This is a genomic window from bacterium (assembly GCA_024742285.1).
In the GTDB taxonomy this organism is placed as follows: Bacteria; Myxococcota_A; UBA9160; order UBA9160; family UBA4427; genus UBA4427.
This window is the reverse complement of record JANSYR010000001.1, coordinates 70,073-85,865: the sequence shown is the minus strand read 5'-3', so window position 1 is coordinate 85,865 and position 15,793 is coordinate 70,073. Positions and strand designations below refer to the sequence as shown.

General features: G+C 69.4%; 14 protein-coding genes. 5 read left to right on the top strand and 9 right to left on the bottom strand.

The window, feature by feature from the left end:
- Positions 1-8 precede the first annotated feature (8 nt).
- Positions 9-302, bottom strand: coding sequence for a hypothetical protein (locus tag NXI30_00390; GenBank protein MCR9092648.1), 294 nt, complete (start codon positions 300-302; stop codon positions 9-11).
- 106 nt (positions 303-408) lie between these two features.
- On the opposite strand from NXI30_00390, the gene NXI30_00385 reads away from it, so the two are divergent.
- Positions 409-1,569 carry a CoA transferase gene (locus NXI30_00385; GenBank protein ID MCR9092647.1) on the top strand — a complete coding sequence of 387 codons (1,161 nt, stop codon included), beginning with the start codon at positions 409-411 and terminating at the stop codon, positions 1,567-1,569.
- Between the two features lie 15 nt (positions 1,570-1,584).
- Here the strand turns inward: NXI30_00385 and NXI30_00380 are convergent, their stop codons facing one another.
- The 5 genes from NXI30_00380 to NXI30_00360 all read right to left on the bottom strand — a co-directional run bounded on the left by NXI30_00380 (position 1,585) and on the right by NXI30_00360 (position 8,128).
- Positions 1,585-2,835 (bottom strand): ecdysteroid 22-kinase family protein, encoded by a 1,251-nt coding sequence (locus tag NXI30_00380; protein MCR9092646.1) that lies wholly within the window; start codon positions 2,833-2,835, stop codon positions 1,585-1,587.
- A gap of 26 nt (positions 2,836-2,861) precedes the next feature.
- On the bottom strand, positions 2,862-4,331 hold the full coding sequence (locus NXI30_00375; GenBank protein MCR9092645.1) for an aldo/keto reductase: 1,470 nt from the start codon (positions 4,329-4,331) through the stop codon (positions 2,862-2,864).
- A gap of 14 nt (positions 4,332-4,345) precedes the next feature.
- Complete coding sequence (locus NXI30_00370; GenBank protein ID MCR9092644.1) at positions 4,346-5,461, bottom strand: DUF3500 domain-containing protein; 1,116 nt, start codon at positions 5,459-5,461, stop codon at positions 4,346-4,348.
- A 97-nt stretch (positions 5,462-5,558) separates the two neighbouring features.
- Positions 5,559-7,016: an amino acid permease gene (locus NXI30_00365; GenBank protein ID MCR9092643.1), complete on the bottom strand. Its 1,458-nt coding sequence runs from the start codon at positions 7,014-7,016 to the stop codon at positions 5,559-5,561.
- An 11-nt stretch (positions 7,017-7,027) separates the two neighbouring features.
- Positions 7,028-8,128, bottom strand: a complete 1,101-nt coding sequence (locus NXI30_00360) for a Zn-dependent alcohol dehydrogenase (GenBank protein ID MCR9092642.1) — start codon at positions 8,126-8,128, stop codon at positions 7,028-7,030.
- Positions 8,129-8,258: 130 nt separating this feature from the next.
- Here NXI30_00360 and NXI30_00355 point away from each other — a divergent pair, with 130 nt between their 5' ends.
- Both NXI30_00355 and NXI30_00350 read left to right on the top strand, forming a co-directional pair.
- The gene (locus tag NXI30_00355; GenBank protein ID MCR9092641.1) at positions 8,259-9,383 is read left to right on the top strand and encodes an amidohydrolase; all 1,125 of its coding nucleotides are present in this window, start codon (positions 8,259-8,261) and stop codon (positions 9,381-9,383) included.
- Positions 9,384-9,412: 29 nt separating this feature from the next.
- Positions 9,413-10,906 carry an aldehyde dehydrogenase family protein gene (locus tag NXI30_00350; protein MCR9092640.1) on the top strand — a complete coding sequence of 498 codons (1,494 nt, stop codon included), beginning with the start codon at positions 9,413-9,415 and terminating at the stop codon, positions 10,904-10,906.
- Positions 10,907-10,919: 13 nt separating this feature from the next.
- On the opposite strand, the gene NXI30_00345 is transcribed toward NXI30_00350, so the two are convergent.
- Complete coding sequence (locus NXI30_00345) at positions 10,920-11,774, bottom strand: TauD/TfdA family dioxygenase (GenBank protein MCR9092639.1); 855 nt, start codon at positions 11,772-11,774, stop codon at positions 10,920-10,922.
- Positions 11,775-11,825: 51 nt separating this feature from the next.
- Here NXI30_00345 and NXI30_00340 point away from each other — a divergent pair, with 51 nt between their 5' ends.
- The gene (locus NXI30_00340) at positions 11,826-12,710 is read left to right on the top strand and encodes a crotonase/enoyl-CoA hydratase family protein (GenBank protein ID MCR9092638.1); all 885 of its coding nucleotides are present in this window, start codon (positions 11,826-11,828) and stop codon (positions 12,708-12,710) included.
- Positions 12,711-12,719: 9 nt separating this feature from the next.
- On the opposite strand, the gene NXI30_00335 is transcribed toward NXI30_00340, so the two are convergent.
- Positions 12,720-13,898, bottom strand: a complete 1,179-nt coding sequence (locus NXI30_00335) for a CoA transferase (GenBank protein MCR9092637.1) — start codon at positions 13,896-13,898, stop codon at positions 12,720-12,722.
- Positions 13,899-13,954: 56 nt separating this feature from the next.
- On the opposite strand from NXI30_00335, the gene NXI30_00330 reads away from it, so the two are divergent.
- Positions 13,955-14,872 (top strand): NAD(P)-dependent oxidoreductase, encoded by a 918-nt coding sequence (locus NXI30_00330; GenBank protein ID MCR9092636.1) that lies wholly within the window; start codon positions 13,955-13,957, stop codon positions 14,870-14,872.
- A gap of 14 nt (positions 14,873-14,886) precedes the next feature.
- Here the strand turns inward: NXI30_00330 and NXI30_00325 are convergent, their stop codons facing one another.
- Complete coding sequence (locus tag NXI30_00325; protein MCR9092635.1) at positions 14,887-15,750, bottom strand: TauD/TfdA family dioxygenase; 864 nt, start codon at positions 15,748-15,750, stop codon at positions 14,887-14,889.
- Positions 15,751-15,793: the final 43 nt, after the last annotated feature.

Genomic DNA, 15,793 nt, shown 5'->3' with positions numbered 1-15,793 from the left:
CAGCTCCCTCAATTTCCGAGGCCGCTGATCAGCACCTCCCGATCCGTGACGAAGCCGCGCAGGTCGCCGAGGGTCGCTTCGGCGGCTTCCCCGGTTCGGTCGCCGGCACACCATTGTGTCACGACGCCGCCTTCGTCGGCGAGCATCGACGCCCACTCGTCGCGCACCCAGTCGAAGGAGCGCCAGGTGAGGTCGTAGCGGATGCCGAACCGGGTGGACGCCGTGGCGCCCAGGGTCGGGCCGGGGTCGGCGTCGACGTCGGGCGGCGGGGCGGTGGGGTCGAGGATCGTGATGCGGGACATATCGGGTCTCCTGCTTCGAGCGTTCGAATCGAAGCGCCGAGTGTAAGGAAGTCGTGCCGGTCCTCGCGACCCGGCGTCCGGCTCCCGCCGGTGGTAGTGTCGCCGCATGCCGGAAGCCCAGGCCCTGTCGGGGGTCCGTGTCCTCGATCTGACGAATCTCTTCGCGGCCCCGCAGATCGCCGCCACCCTCGCGGATTTCGGGGCGGACGTGGTCAAGGTCGAGCCACCGGGGGGCGATCCGATCCGCCGGATCGGCGTGTCGAGGGACGGAGCGTCGCCGCAGTGGGCGCTGGTCGCGCGGAACAAGCGCAGCATCGCCCTCGATCTCGACGACGCGGCGGATCGCGCGCGCTTCGAGCGCCTCCTGGCGGAAGCCGACGTCCTGGTCGAGAACCTGACGACGAAGCTGCTCACGCGCTGGGGTTGCGACTACGCGACGCTGTCGGCGCGCCATCCCCGGCTCGTGGTGACGAGCATCTCCTGCTACGGACGGACGGGGCCCTACGCGGATCGCGCGGGGGCCGGGACCCTGGCGGAGGCCTTCTCCGGCTTCGCGCACCTGAACGGGGAAGCCGAGGGGCCGCCGATGGTGCCGTCGCTGCCGCTCGGAGACACGCTCTCGGGGCTGTCCGGCGTGATCGGCACGATGATGGCGCTCTACGCCCGGGACCGACCGGGCGGGACCGGTCGGGGACAGCACGTCGACGTGACGATGGTCGAGCCGATCCTGCAGCTGCTCGCGCTCCCGCTCGTCACCTGGGACGGCCAAGGCCCTCCGCCCGCGCGCATGGGCAGTCGGGTCGCCGGCGGCGTGCCGCGCAACCTCTACCGGGCGCGGGACGGCGACTATCTCGCGCTCTCGGGGACGACCGACGCGCAGGTGGCCCGGATCCTCACGCTCCTGGGGCGCGACGGTCCGGCGGACCGCGAACGCTTCGGGACGAGCGAAGCGCGACTCGCGGCGGCGGACGAGCTCGACGGTCACGTCGCGGCCTGGATCGCGGAGCGGTCCCGCGACGAAGCCCTCGAGGCGTTCCACGGGATCCGGATTCCGGTCGCCCCGGTGAACGACCTCGACGCGATCCTCGAGGATCCCCACGTGCGCGCGAGATCGAGCGTCACGACGCTCGAGGATCCGCGGATGGGTCCGCTCCGATTCGTCGCGCCGGCGCCGCAGCTGTCGGACACACCGGGGCGCCATCGGCACGTGGGCCCCGAGGTCGGCGCGCACGATGCCGAAGTCTTCCGGGACTGGCTCGGCGAGTAGTCGCGGGTCCCGGCGCTAGAGCTGCTCGACCCACTCCCGGAAGCCGAGCCGCTCGACCGCGGCGGCGGAGCGTCGCGTCACCGCGAGCACGGTTTCGTTCCGCTCGGTGAGTCCGGCGAGTCCGAGCGGGACGACGCCGACCATCAGGGTCTGGTAGGAGAAGGCTCGGTACTGCTCGAAGGCATCCGCGTAGGGCAGGTCGACACCGCGGGTCGCGAGGGCGTCGCAGTAGCCTCGGATCAGGGTCTCTTCGTTCTCCGCGAGGACGTCCGGCTCGAGGGAGTTGATCAGGAAGTACTGCACGTCGCGCATGCCCTTGCTCCACTGCACCGCCTGGAAATCGATCATGCCGACCCGCGTCCGCCCGTCCTCCTCGTACTCGAAGCAGTTGCCGAGGTGGCTGTCGCCATGGCAGAGCGTCATGGGTCCGTGGAACCATGCGTCGAGGATCGCGTCCCATCGATCGACGGCGATCCTGCACGTCTCGACGAGGCGCTCGGTCACGAGGTCGGGCGCCGCCTGGTGGGCCGGTTCGAGGGCCGCGTAGTTGAGCATCGGCGTCACGCGCTTCGAGCGTCGCGAGCGGTAGGTGTCGAACTCCCGCGGCAGCAGGGACTCCCGCTGGGTCCGCCCCCAGCCCCAGAAGTGGGCGTGCAGCTCGGCGAAGGTCTCGAGGACGCGGGCGGCGCGTTCGGGGGTGGTCCCCGCTGCCATGTCCCGGTTGATGAACATCTGGACGCCCGGGCTCTCGTGCAGGTTCTCCATCACGAGGACGAAGCGGGAGCCGCGCTCGGCGACGGCGTAGACCTTCGGGATCCGGATCGGGATGTGCTGGGCGATCCGGGAGCAGAAGAGACACTCGAGGGACCAGTATCCGAGGGTATTCGCGAAGACGCGCGGCCAGGTCTCTTCGCAGGGGATCTTCACGTAGGCGGTCCCGGGGAGATCGTCGCGTCGTCCCTCGAACTCGAGCTCGACCAGGAAGTTCACGCAGTTGCTGCTCTCGAAGTCGACTCCGGGGAGCTTCACGCTCCGGAGCCGCGGCATCGGCATCTGCCCTTCCGGTGTGTGGTTCTGGAGCAGGTCGTCCATCACGCTGCGCCGCGCGACCCCCTCCCGCGTCGCCGGGAGCGCGTTTCCGAGCCGATCTCCGATCTCGTCCTCGATCACGCGCCCGAAGGCCCGCGCGGTCCGGAGCCCGAGGCGGACGCCTCCCCTCAGCTGATCGATTCGAGACAGGAGCTTTCCATCGAAGGAGTCGGACATCGGCGTGGGGCGCTACGAGAAACGGATCAAGTCGACGAGAGCAGGTCGTGGGCGCCGCGCATCCGGCCGGGGATGTCGACACCGTCGGGGCAGGCGTTCGTGCACGGCGCCGAGCAGCTCGCACAGACCGACGCGTTCCGCTCGAGGGCCCCGTAGAGTCGCATGCCTTCCTTCTGGGCGCCGAAGTGCTCGAAGTACATGCGGTGTCGGAGCACGTCGTGGATCGGGAGGCCCTCCGGGCAGGTGTCGAGGCAGATGCCGCAGTGGGGGCGGCAGTGGCTCTCGGTCGTGAGTGCCGAGTAGCGTTCGAGGACGTCGGTGTCGCCGGGACGCAGGCTCTGACCCGACGCGTAGAGGAACTCGTCGAGCTGCCCGGTCTCCCAGAGCGAGATCACGAGGCAGGCCACGCTCGGGTTCGAGAGGACCCACTTGAACGAAGCCTGGGTGAAGGAGTCGCGCTCGTCCGGCGTCCAGTCGAGGAAATGGTGCATCGACCCGCGGAGCGTCTTCATCGCGACGATGCCGATGTCCTTCGCGGCGGCCCGGTCGACGATGTCCGCGAGCCGCGGCCAGGCGCCGAAGTGATAGGCGAGCATCATCACGTCGAAGCGGTCGCTGTCGATGGCGGCGTCGGCGACGGTTTCGAGGTTCGGCGTATGGGTCGACACGCCGAGGAAGCGGACCTTGCCCTGTTCCTTCAGGCGGTCGAAGGCCTCGTGGACGTTCGGGTCCATCAGCCGCTCGACGCTGTCGCAGGAATGGACGTGGACGAGGTCGACGTAGTCGGTCTGGAGCCGTTCGAGGCTCCCTTCGACCGCACGCATGTAGCCCTCGACGGGGGTGCCGGGACCGAGGTGCCCCGTCGGCAGACAGAACTTGGTCGCGACGAACATCCGGTCGCGGTAGCCCTTCATGGCCTCGCCGAAGCGTCGCTCGGAGCCGGTCTCGGCGTAGTCGGGGGCGGTGTCGAAGTAGTTGATCCCGCGCTCGATCGCCTCGCGCGTCACCTCGACGGTCTGGCGACCGCCGGTGCTCGACCCGGAGCCCAGCGAGATGTCCGAGACCATCGCGTTCGTGCGGCCCAGCCGCCGATAGCCCTGGACCTTCGAGCCCACCCACTCGTCGCGGCGGACCTCGGATCGGTACTCCGGTCGGACGGCGAAGATGTTCTTGACCGTGACGCTGCCCCACTTGCGGTTGGGCCAGACGGCGGCGGCCAGGCTCGCCCCCACGCCGGCGACGGAGGCCGCGGCCGCGCCCAGGAACCGGCGGCGGCTCGGGGCGGCGGGTTCACCCCCGTTCGGTGTGGAGCCGGAGGCGCCGATCGCGCGGATCGTGAGGGCCAGGCTGATTCCGATGGAGCCCACGACCAGCCCGACCATCGCGAGCTCGCCCGCGGTCGTGAGGCGGCCCTCGACGCGGTGGCCCAGGAACTCGCCGAGAAAGCGCATCGAGAAGAGGATCGTCAGCAGCCAGGAGAAGAGCACGATTCGCATGCCGGTCCCTCCACTCAGGGGTCGCGGTGAGAGTAGGCTGCGGGAGCGCGGGGTGCGAGCGCGTGCTGGCTCGCGAGGTGTTCCCCGAGGAGGTCGCGACCGAAGTCGTTCTCCGGGTGGCGGTACACGAGGTGGATGTGATCGGCGGCTTCGGCGGTGTCGTCGAACTCGATCGAGAGGCCTCCGCCCTGGATCCTGTAGTAGAGCGCTCGCCCCGCCTCGACGGGGACGGCGTCGTCGTCGGCGAAGGAGGCGTACTGGATCGTGACGGGGCCGTCCGCGCCGCGCAGCATCGCGCGATAGCGCGCCGCGATTCCGGGCTGGAAATGGCGCAGGAGCGCGTCCACGAGCGCGTCGAAGGCAGCTCGGGATGCGGGTGAGACGGCGTCGCGCGCGAGTCCCGCCGCCGGCGGCAGGACGAGGTCGACGTCGTCGCTGATCGACATCGGGCGGTTGATCGCGCTGCCCTCCTGCCAGGGGATCCGGGCCCTGCCCCGTTCGGCGTCGGAGAGGCCGTTCAGGAAAGCGACCGCGAGGTCTTCCTCCAGATCGAGCACGCGGAGCCCCGCCCGTTCCATCGAAGCGGGGACCTCCCGCGGCTGACCGCCGAAGAAGAGCGGCGTCGCGGAGAGCGGGCGTCCGGGGACGGCCGTCACGTTCATCGAGAGATGGTGTCCGTCGAAGCGGAAGCCCCAGACCCCGTCCGCGGCGGGCTCGCCGAAGACGGCGAGGAAATAGCGGCCGACCCGCCGGATGCGATCCATCAGGAAGCCGAAGATTCCGCCCTCCATCTCCTTGACCTCGTTCTCGAGGCTGCGGATCGTGTTCATCGTCTCGATCCCTTCCGGCGAGAGGACGCGACCGAGGAGCGCTTCGAGCTCGCCCCACTGGGCGTCGCTCATCTCGTCGATGCGAAGCCCTTCGAGTCCGAGGGGCGCGAGCCGAAGGTCGAATCGCTCGTCGTCCTCCCAGGCGTAGAGCGCCGAGTCACGCTGGTCCTCGTCGAGGGTCGCGACGAAGGCCCCCATTCCGGCGCCGAGCCGGGCGGCCTCGTCGGGCGGACTGGCCTGCGCGGACGCGACGCTCGGGAAGAGGAGGAGAAGGAGGGCGAGGAGGGGAGTCGTCTTCATCCCGAAACGATGGCGCAGACCGCGCGGCCGACAAGTGGAGGCGGATCGCTGCATGCGTGACGAACACGGCACTGTGTCGCGCGAGCGCGTCGCGCGCCTAGCGTCCGACCGCCTGCTCCGCGAACTCCTCTTCCGGCGAGAGGATCATGCGATGGCGGGCGTAGACGGCGAAGTAGACGACCGAGAGCGCGTACCAGCCCGCCACGCCGTAGATCCCCGGCCGGTAATCCTCGTTCACGAAGAGGAACACGAGGGTCAGCGCAGCGATCGCGGCGGCGACGATCGCTCCGGCGCGCCCCAGCGGGCTGAGGTACGGACGCTCGAGCCCCTCGAGGCCCTTGATCTTCAGGTAGGCCGCCATCTGCATCAGGTACGCGATCACCGCCCCGAAGACGGCCATGTTGAGGAGCACCCCGCCGACGGGGACGTCGCCCAGGAACGCCTGACCGTATTCGATCAGCAGCGCGACCACGTAGCCCGAGACCGCGCCGACCACGAGCGCGACGTGGGGCGTCTTGCGGGTCGGGTGCGTGCGCGACATCCAGGTCGGGAAGTAGCCCGCGCGCGAGAGCGAGTAGATGTTGCGACCGTACGCGTAGATGATCGCGTGGAAGCTCGCGACGAGGCCAGCGACCGCGGCCAGGGCGAGGCCCGTCGCGCCTGCGCCCGGGCCGAAGATCGTGCGGAAGGCGAGGAAGAGCGGCTCTTCCGAGGCGCCGACGACGGCGGCGCCCGGGGCGATGCCCGCGTTCAGGAAGAGGGTCAGCAGGGACGCGACGATCAGGGTCGCGAGGCCCCAGAGGAGTCCCCGCGGCATGTCGCGCTTCGGGTCGTGGCTCTCCTCGGCGGCCAGCGGCAGCTGCTCGATCGCGAGATAGAACCAGACGGCGAAGGGCAGGCAGGCGGTCACGCCCTGCCAGCCGTTCGGCAGCCAGCGCGTGTGGCCCGGCGACGGTTCGACGGCGAGGGCGGCCTCCCACGAGAAGTGGGGCAGGGCGCCGATCCAGAACACCGCGAGGACCGCGAGGGCGAGGGCCGTGATCGCGACGGTGACGCGGAAGGTGAGCTCCACGCCGGCGATGTTCACGCCGACGAAGATCGCGTAGAAGATCGCCCAGAGGAGCGGGGCGGGAACGGCGAGGCCGAGTCCCGTGTCGAGGATCGTGCCCACGTAGCCGCCGATCCCGACGACGATGACCGCGGGGGTGAGGACGTACTCGATGCTCTCGGCGAGGCCGGTCAGGAAGCCGCCCCAGGGACCGAAGGCGGTCCGACCGAACGAGTAGGCGCCGCCCGTGTGGGGGAGGGCCGGGGAGAGCTCGGCGATCGAGAAGCAGAGTCCGACGTACATGACCGCGACGATCCCCGTCGCGATCAGCAGGCCGCCGAATCCTCCCGAGAGCAGGCCGTAGTTCCAGCCGAAGAAGTCCCCCGAGATGACGGCGCCGACGCCGAGTGCCCAGAGCGACCAGACGCCGGCGAAACGCCGCAGGCCGCGCTGTTCGAAGTAGTCCTCGTCGGCGCTCCGGTACGTGACGCCGCTTCGCTCGGGCATGGGCTTCCTCTTCAGGGCTCGACGACGGTTCGAACGGTCTCGCCGCGCCGCAGGGCCTCGAACGCGTCGTTGACCTCGGCGAGGGGGATCCGCGTCTCGACGAGCTTCTCGAGGTCGAGCGTGCCCTGCTGGTAGTGGCGCATGATGCGCGGGATGTCGCGGGCGGGGATGTTGCCGCCGCCCATGCAGCCGAGGAGCTTGCGGTCGGAGAAGAGGACGCGACTGTCGATCGTGACCTGCGTGCCGGGCGGCGGTGCGCCGACCATGACGGTCGTTCCGCCCGTTCGCGTCGAATCGAAGGCCTGGGTCACGAGCGGCGTGTGGCCGACGACTTCGAAGGCGTAGTCGACACCGGCAGGGACGAGGGTCTTCACGCGTTCCGGAATGTCCTCGGCGGGCTCGATCAGCAGGCAGTCCGTCGCGCCGAGATCCGCGGCGAGGTCGAGCTTCGATCGCTGGGTGTCGCAGGCGATGATCCGGGCGGCGCCGGCGATCGCGGTTCCCTGGATCACGTTCAGGCCGACGCCGCCGCAGCCGATCACGAGGGCGCTCGAACCGGGGAGGACCCGGGCGATGTTGAGCGCGGCCCCGATCCCGGTCGTCACGCCACAGCCCGCGAGGCAGGCGAGGTCGAGGGGGATCCCGGGGTCGATCTTCACGAGCTGGGCTTCCCGCACGACCGCGTACTCGGCGAGGGACCCCGAGCCGCACATCGGCGCGATCGCCGTCCCGTCCTTCGACAGGCGCGTCGTCCCGTCGGGCATGCGCCCGTACATGTTGTGGGTGCGCGTCTCGCTCCAGCAGTTGGTGATGTCCCCGGCGCGGCACTCGTTGCAGGTGCCACAGGGGCCGTAGAGCGCGATCACGACGGCATCGCCCTTCGCGAGTCCGTTCACGCCGGGCCCCACCTCCTCGACGACGCCGGCGCCCTCGTGTCCGAGCACCATCGGTGGTTGCGAGACCGGGCTCTCGCCCTCGAGGGCGTGGAGGTCGGAGCGGCAGACGCCCGAGGCCGCGATCCGGACCAGGACCTCGCCGTCCCGAGGGCTCTCGACGTCGATGTCCTCGACGACGAGGGGGCGATGGGTCTCGTACATGACCGCTGCGCGCATGGCGTACCTCCTGGAGGGGTCGAGTCTAGGACGTGCGGTGGGCGATCGGACAGGGCGTTCGACGAGAGGGTGAAACGACTCGGCGCCCGGATTAGAGTCGCAGGATCGTGTTGCCACTGAGGTCCCCTCGATGAGCCAGATCGTCATCTCCGCCGACAACCACGTGAACGAGCCGCCGCACGTCTTCGACCGCGTGCCGGCCTCGATGCGCGATCGCGCACCGAAGATGCTGCCCGGCGCCGATGGAGGGCACGGGTGGAGCTTCGACGGGGGGCCGCCGAAGCGCACCTTCGGGATCGAGGCGATGGCCGGTCGCTCGAAGGACGACTACAAGCTCGACGGTCTCTCCTGGGACGAGATCCTGAAGGGCAATTACGACGGCACCGCCCATCTCGCCGACATGGAGCTCGACGGCGTGACCGGGGGCGTCGTGGTCTACCCGAACCAGGCGATCTTCACCTACATGACCGAGGACCGGGAGCTGGGGATCGCCTGCATGCGCTCCTACAACGACTGGATGCAGGAGGAGTTCGTCGCGGCGGACCCGAAGCGGATCGTCGGCTTCAGTCTCCTGCCCGTCGACGATGGAATGGACGTCGCGATCGCCGAGCTCGAACGCTGCGTCGCCAAGGGATCGCGCGCGGGCTTCCTGCCCGGGATGCCGAAGCGCCCCTACAACGACGGCTACTACGAGCCCCTGTGGAAGGCCGCGGCCGAGGCCGGGATCCCGCTCTCGTTCCACCGGACCTTCGGCGGTGCGCCGCCGGACCAGGACTGGGACGAGCTCGTCGAGCAGAACGTGAGCGTGCCGGGAATCGCGAGCCGCTTCTTCTGTGCGGTCCGTCCCCTCACGTACATGATCTTCGCGGGGATCTTCCAGCGGCATCCGACGCTCAAGGTCGTCGCCGCAGAGGTGAACTTCGGATGGATTCCGTTCTGGCTCCAGACGATGGACCAGGAGTGGGAGACCCAGAAGGCGTGGGCGCCGGCGACGATCGACTGCGCGCCCTCGAGCTTCGTCGGCGAGAACGTCTTCACGACGAGCCTCGACGATCACGTGGGTTACGACCTGATCCGCGGCGGCTCCCCGGGGCTCGCCCGGTCGACGATGTACTCGACCGACTATCCGCACAGCGTGACGCTCTGGCCGGACTCGAAGGAGCACATCACGAAGCTCACGCGAGGTCTGACCGAAGAAGACAAGCACGCGGTCCTGGCGGGCAACGCGGCGCGGGTCTACGGCTTCGAGATCTGAGCGAGCACGGGCGGAAGGAGGACAGGGAGATGACGCTGCTCTCGGGCGATCGGATCGACCACTGGATCGCGGGGACGCGCGTCGCCCCCGCTGGCGGCGCGTACCTGGCGAGCGTCGATCCGTCCGTCGGCAAACCCTGGATCGAGATTCCGGACGGGGACGCGAGCGACGTCGACGCGGCGGTCGCCGCGGCGAAGGCGGCCTTCGGAGGCCCGTGGCACGACATGGCCGCGATGCAGCGAGCGGCGCTCCTTCGCGCGGCCGCCGTGGAGATCGCGAAGCACGCGGAAGAGCTCGCGACGATCGAGTGTCGCGACAACGGCAAGCCGATTCGCGAGGCGATCCCGGGCGACCTGCCCTCGGTCGTCGAGATGATGAACTACTGGGGCGGCCAGGCGGACAAGATCCACGGCTCGACCGTCGAGATCAGCCCGCTCTCCCACAACTTCGTCCGCCACGAGCCGCTCGGCGTCGTCGGGATCATCGTCCCCTGGAACTCCCCCCTCGCGATCCTCGCCGCGAAGGTCGGCGCCGCCCTCGCCGCCGGGAACACGGTCGTGCTGAAGCCGGCGGAGCAGGCTGCCGCTTCGATCCTCACGATCGCCGACTGCTTCGACGCGGCAGGCTTTCCGCCCGGCGTCGTGAACGTCGTGTCCGGGCGCGGGGAGGTCGTGGGTGATGCCCTCGTGCGCCACCCGGACGTGCGCAAGATCGCGATGACCGGCTCGACGGAGACTGCCCGCGTGATCAGCGAGCGCGCCGCGCCGACGCTCAAGCAGCTGGCCTTCGAGCTCGGCGGCAAGTCGCCGAACATCGTCTTCGCGGACGCGGATCTCGAGATCGCGGTCCCGGGCGCGAGCACGAACTCGGTGTTCACGGGCGGGGCCGGCCAGACCTGCGTCGCCGGCTCGCGGCTGCTGATCCACGCCTCGATCTACGACGAGCTGATCGACCGGATCGAGGCCCACGTCGCCGAGAACGTGCGACTCGGCAACGCCCTCGATCACGCCACCGCGATGGGCCCGATCGCCTTCGACCGACAGTACGAGAAGGTGAAGTCGTACATCGAGCTCGGCCAGAAGGAGGGCGCGGAGCTCGCTTTCGGGGGCCGCTTCGGACCCGAGAACTTCGAGGGGCGCGACGACGCCTCCGAGCTGGAAGGCGGCTATTTCGTCTCGCCGACCCTGTTCCGGGGCGCGACGAACGACATGCGCGTCTGTCGAGAGGAGATCTTCGGTCCTGTCACGTGCGCGATCCCCTTCGAGGACGACGACGAGGCCCTCGCGATCGCGAACGATACGGACTACGGCCTCGCCTGCGGCGTGTGGACGCGCGACCTGAAGCGCGCGCACCGCTTCGTGCGCGACGTGCAGGCGGGCGCCGTCTGGGTGAATACCTACCGGCGGATCCACTGGGCGGCGCCCTTCGGCGGCTTCAAGGACTCGGGCTACGGGCGCGATTCCGGGCTCGAGAGTCTTCGCGGCTATCAGCAGACGAAGACGGCCTGGATCGACCTCGCCTAGCGCGCCGCGGGGCTCATTCGTCGCCGGTCCATCCGACGACGTTCCGGAAGTACTCGAACACCGACGTCCCGCCGACGGAGACCCTGCGGAGGTTCCGACTCGTGCCGACGGGGACCGCGTCCCGCGCGTGCTGGAGCGCGCGGTTGTCCCAGACGACGAGGTCGCCCTCCCGCCAGGCGTGGACGTAGGTGAACGGGCCGCGATAGAGGTGCTCGAAGAGCGCCTCGATCAAGGCGGCGCTCTCCGGCTCCTCGAGCCCCTCGACGAGATCGGTCTGTTGTTCGCTCACGTAGAGGGCCGGGTCGGGGCTGCGGGAGCCCTGCCAGAGGATCGGATGCCAGGCGCCGATCGCGTCGTCGGGCCGTCGAGGACCGCGAACCGCGACGTCTTCGTGGCGTCCGTCCGGATCGATCGTGTGTCGCGCGCGTCGCCCCTCCACTCGTGAACGGAGCGCGTCGGGAAGCGCGCGCGCCGCGGTGATCGTGTTCACGAAGCGAGTCGACGAGCCGGCTTCCGGGACCTCGAGTCCGTAGAGGGAGATCACGTCGATGGGCTCGTCCATGAACGCGTGATCGGAGTGGTGGGCGAAGCGCTCGTCTCCGAGGATGCCGTCTTCGCGGGTGTTCGAGACGAACTGGTAGAGCCGGCCGGAAGGGTTCTCGACGAGCGGCTCGCCCAGGGTCGCGGCCAGCGCGACCTGCTGGTCGGCGGAGAGCGAGAGATCCCGGAAGACGAGGAGCTGTTGCTCGGCCAGGGCGTCGTGCCAGACCTTCGCCGCGTCGGGCTCGACGAGGCGGTCGGCCTTCGCGCCGAGGATCTCGACCCCGAAGGCTTCGGGGAGTGGACGTAGGTTCGACGACGAGTCCATGGCCCGAGTCTACACTGGCTCGACCGTGCCAACCCACCGGAGGAGACCGCCATGAGTGAGCCCGTCGTGCTCTACGAGGAGAAGGGGAGCGTCGCGATCGTGACCCTGAACCGGCCCGAGAAGATGAACACCCTGACCGAAGGGATCATCCAGGGCGTCGCGGACGGGATCGATCGCGCGAACGCGTCGAAGCCCGTTCGCTCGATCGTACTGCGCGGAGCGGGGCCGACGCTGACCGGGGGCTACGACCTGAACCCGGGCGAAGGGGCGGACATCGAGGACGGCTGGTCGAGTCCCTTCGATGCGCCGGGGCCGGAACGCCGGGCGGGGGCCTGGGATCCCGTCCGCGACTACCAGTTCATGGGAAACAACGTCCGGCGCTTCATGAAGATCTGGGAGTCGCCGAAGCCGGTGCTCGGGCAGATTCACGGCTGGGCGATCGGCGGCGCGACCGACCTGATCCTGTGTTGCGACCTCCTCTACATGGCCGACGACGCCCACATCGGATACGCGCCGTCCCGGATCTACGGCACGCCCACGACGATGATGTGGGTCTATCGCCTGGGCCTCGAACACGCGAAGCAGTTCCTGCTCTCCGGCGATGCGATCGACGCGGCGACCGCGCTCCGGATCGGGCTCGTCTCCCACGTCTGTCCGCGGGACGAGATCGAGGAGCGGATCGAGGCGCACGCGCGGCGGCTCGAGCACATCCCGGCGAACCAGCTCGCCCTGAACAAGCTGCTCGTCAATCAGGCCTTCGAGAACATGGGTCTCCGGACGAGCCAGCTCCTCGGGACCTTCTTCGACGGCGTGACCCGCCACACGGAAGAGGCCTACCGCTGGGTCGAGAGCTTCGAGGAGAAGGGCTTCCGACAGGTGATCAAGGAGCGTGACGCGCCGCATGCCGACTACGGCGAGCGACCGAAGAAGGGCTAGACGTTCGCGCTAGACCACGCCGTCCTCGCGCAGGCGAGCGATCTCGGCGTCCTCGAGGCCGAACTGTCGGAGGATCTCTTCCGTGTGCTCGCCGGGCTCGGGCGCCGGGCGCCGGATGTCGCTCGAGACCCCCTCGAGATGGGTGGCGTTGCGCAGGATCTCGATCTCGCCCACGACGGGGTGCGTGACCGGGGTCGCGACGGCGAGATGGCGGACCTGTGGGTCCGCGAAGGTCTCCGCCAGGTCGTTCACCGGTCCCGACGGGATCCCGACGGCATTCATGGCGTCGACCCATTCCCGGGTGGTCTTCGTCGCGAGCGCGCGATCGATCTCCTCGTTGAGCGCGTCGCGGTTGCGGGCGCGATCGGCGGCCTGCGCGAAGCGGGGATCCGAGGCGAGCTCCGGGCGTCCGATCACGTCGCAGAGCGCCGACCAGAGTCGACCCCAGGGCGCGGCGACGTTCATGTAGCCGTCCCGGGTGGCGTACATGCCCATCGGTCCCATCGTCGGATGGTGGTTCCCCGCCTGCGGCGGCACGTCCTTCGCGACCGTGTAGCGGGCCGCCTGGAAGTCCATCATCCCGATCATCGACTCGAGCAGCGATGTGTGGACGTAGCGTCCACGTCCCGTTCGTTCGCGCTCGTGGAGCGCCACCAGGATCCCGACGGCGAGCTGGAGACCCGCCGTCACGTCGGAGATCGCGACGCCTGCGCGCACGGGTCCCTGTCCGGGCAGCCCCGTCACGCTCATCAGCCCGCCGAGGCCCTGGGCGATCTGGTCGACGCCGCCGCGTTCGGCGTACGGGCCGTCCTGACCGAAGCCCGAGATCGAGCCCATCACGAGTCGCGGGTTGATCGCGGAGACCGTCTCCCAGTCGAACCCGAGCTTCTCCTTCACGTTCGGTCGCATGTTCTCGACCAGCACGTCCGCCCGTGCGACGAGCCGGTGGAGGAGGGCGCGACCCGCTTCGCGCTTGAGATCGAGGGAGAGACTCCGCTTGTTGCGGTTGAGGTTCAGGAAGTCGGGGCCGTGGCGCCCGGCGCTCGTGTCCTCCGGTGCGGGCGGTTCGATCAAGACGACGTCCGCTCCCCAATCGGCGAGCTGGCGGACGGCGGTCGGGCCGGCGCGTGCGATCGTCAGGTCGAGGACGAGGAGGTCGGCGAGGGGGAGCGGGTCGGCGGGCGCCATGGGCGCTCGAGTATACGTCGGGTAGGCTTCGTCGGAATCGAAAGGAGTCCCCCACCATGCTCGACGGACAGCGGATCCTCGTCACGGGAGCGACCGGCCAGGTCGCCCGCCCCCTGACCGAGAAGCTCTCAGAGAACAACGAAGTCTGGGCCGCCGCCCGCTTCTCGGATGCCCAGGCGAAGGACGAGCTGGAAGCGCTCGGCGTGAAGACCGCCTTCTTCTCGATGGGCGAGTCGGACCTCGCGGGGCTGCCGGACGTCGACTACGTGATCCACTGCGGCGCGAACGTCGATCCCAAGACGCCGGAGATCGGGATGGCCCAGAACGCCGAGGGCTCGGGCTTCCTCATGCAGCGGTACAAGGACGTGAAGGCATTCCTGCACATGTCGTCCTCGTCGGTCTACCGGGTTCCGGCGAGCTCCAGCGAGCCGATCACCGAAGACAACGAGCTCGGCGGCTACGCGAGCTACTCGCCGCACTACGCGATGAGCAAGCTCGCGAGCGAGGCGGTCGTCCGGTTCCAGGCTCGCGCCCTGAACCTCAAGACGATCATCACGCGGCTCGACGTGGCGTATGGATCGCGGGGGCACGGCGGCGTGCCGATGATCATCTACGAGTTCATGAAGAACGGGATGACGTACACCCGGGCGGAGGGCGGGGACAGCTACTGCTCGCCGATCCACGAGGACGACATCGCCGAGCAGGTCCAGAACCTGATCCTGAAGGCGGACGTGCCGGCGCCGATCGTGAATCTCGGCGGCGATCAGGTCGTCGCCGTCGAGGAGATCATCGCCTACGTCGAGAGTCTGACGGGGCTCACGATGAAGATGGAGACCGGACCGGACGCGTCCTGGGGGATGAAGGTCCTCGACAACACGCGGCGGAAGGCGCTCGGCGGACCCTGCAAGGTCGACTGGAAGGACGGCGTCCGGAGCGCCCTCGAGAAGCGTCACCCGGACGCGCTCCAGGGCTAGGCGCCCGGTGACCGCTACATGATCCCCTGCTCGCGGGCGACGCGGACGTAGTCCGCGGTCAGGTCCGTCTCGGACACGTGATAGCGGCGGAGCGTGCGTGGACGGTCGATCGGTTCGGGCCGCGCGTGCTGGATCGTGAGGTTGTCCCAGATCAGGAGATCGTGGGGCTGCCAGCGATGCTCGTAGATCGCGTCCGGGGCGTAGAGCGCGGCGAAGAGCTCCTCGAGCAGACCGTCGGAGACCGTGCGCGGGAGGCCCTCGAAGCGATCCGTGTGTTGGAGGCAGACGAAGAGCGTCTCGACTCCGAACGCATTCTCGAGGATCGCCGCGTGGTGGTGCCAGTAGTGGGCGGGACCCCAGCCCGGCTCTCCGCGCGGGATCAGCGGATCCGGTTCCTCGCTGCGGGCGTCCGGCGCGTCGTGTCGATAGAGGAAGCACGCGTGGACCGCGGTCAGGTCGCGCAGGCGCTCGACGGTCTCGGGCGCGAGGCGGTCGAGCACGCTCGCCCCGCTCGCGAAGCAGGTCGGCGTGACGTCCCCGTCGATCGTGGCGCCGTAGAGGGAGATCACCGGGATCGGCGCCGGGTCGTACGCGTAGTCGCAGTGGAAGACGAGCTCGCCCTCGGGCGCCGTCGTCTCGTCGTGCTGGTTCGTGACTTCCATGCGCATGGGCGCTCCGCTCTCGTCCGGCTCGACCCGTCCGAGGGCGGCGAGGAGCTCGATCTGGCGCGCATCGTCGATCGGGCCTTCGCGCACGAGCAGAAAGCCGTGCTCGGCGAAGGCGCGGCGCAGGACGTCGACTTCTTCGGGACCGAGCGCGTCGTCGGTCTCGAGGTGGAGCTGGGCACCGAAGGGTGCATCGAGGGGCGTGACGTGCATGGCGACCTCGTGGGGTCGACCAGCATAGCCCGATCGGCGGTCC

Excerpts from the sequence above, each read along its gene's own strand:
- NXI30_00380 (MCR9092646.1), bottom strand. The coding sequence starts at position 2,835 with ATGTCCGACTCCTTCGATGGAAAGCTCCTGTCTCGAATCGATCAGCTG.
- NXI30_00355 (MCR9092641.1), top strand. The coding sequence starts at position 8,259 with ATGAGCCAGATCGTCATCTCCGCCGACAACCACGTGAACGAGCCGCCG.
- NXI30_00350 (MCR9092640.1), top strand. The coding sequence starts at position 9,413 with ATGACGCTGCTCTCGGGCGATCGGATCGACCACTGGATCGCGGGGACG.
- NXI30_00370 (MCR9092644.1), bottom strand. The coding sequence starts at position 5,461 with ATGAAGACGACTCCCCTCCTCGCCCTCCTTCTCCTCCTCTTCCCGAGC.
- NXI30_00325 (MCR9092635.1), bottom strand. The coding sequence starts at position 15,750 with ATGCACGTCACGCCCCTCGATGCACCCTTCGGTGCCCAGCTCCACCTC.
- NXI30_00375 (MCR9092645.1), bottom strand. The coding sequence starts at position 4,331 with ATGCGAATCGTGCTCTTCTCCTGGCTGCTGACGATCCTCTTCTCGATG.
- NXI30_00365 (MCR9092643.1), bottom strand. The coding sequence starts at position 7,016 with ATGCCCGAGCGAAGCGGCGTCACGTACCGGAGCGCCGACGAGGACTAC.
- NXI30_00330 (MCR9092636.1), top strand. The coding sequence starts at position 13,955 with ATGCTCGACGGACAGCGGATCCTCGTCACGGGAGCGACCGGCCAGGTC.
- NXI30_00360 (MCR9092642.1), bottom strand. The coding sequence starts at position 8,128 with ATGCGCGCAGCGGTCATGTACGAGACCCATCGCCCCCTCGTCGTCGAG.
- NXI30_00340 (MCR9092638.1), top strand. The coding sequence starts at position 11,826 with ATGAGTGAGCCCGTCGTGCTCTACGAGGAGAAGGGGAGCGTCGCGATC.
- NXI30_00335 (MCR9092637.1), bottom strand. The coding sequence starts at position 13,898 with ATGGCGCCCGCCGACCCGCTCCCCCTCGCCGACCTCCTCGTCCTCGAC.
- NXI30_00385 (MCR9092647.1), top strand. The coding sequence starts at position 409 with ATGCCGGAAGCCCAGGCCCTGTCGGGGGTCCGTGTCCTCGATCTGACG.
- NXI30_00390 (MCR9092648.1), bottom strand. The coding sequence starts at position 302 with ATGTCCCGCATCACGATCCTCGACCCCACCGCCCCGCCGCCCGACGTC.
- NXI30_00345 (MCR9092639.1), bottom strand. The coding sequence starts at position 11,774 with ATGGACTCGTCGTCGAACCTACGTCCACTCCCCGAAGCCTTCGGGGTC.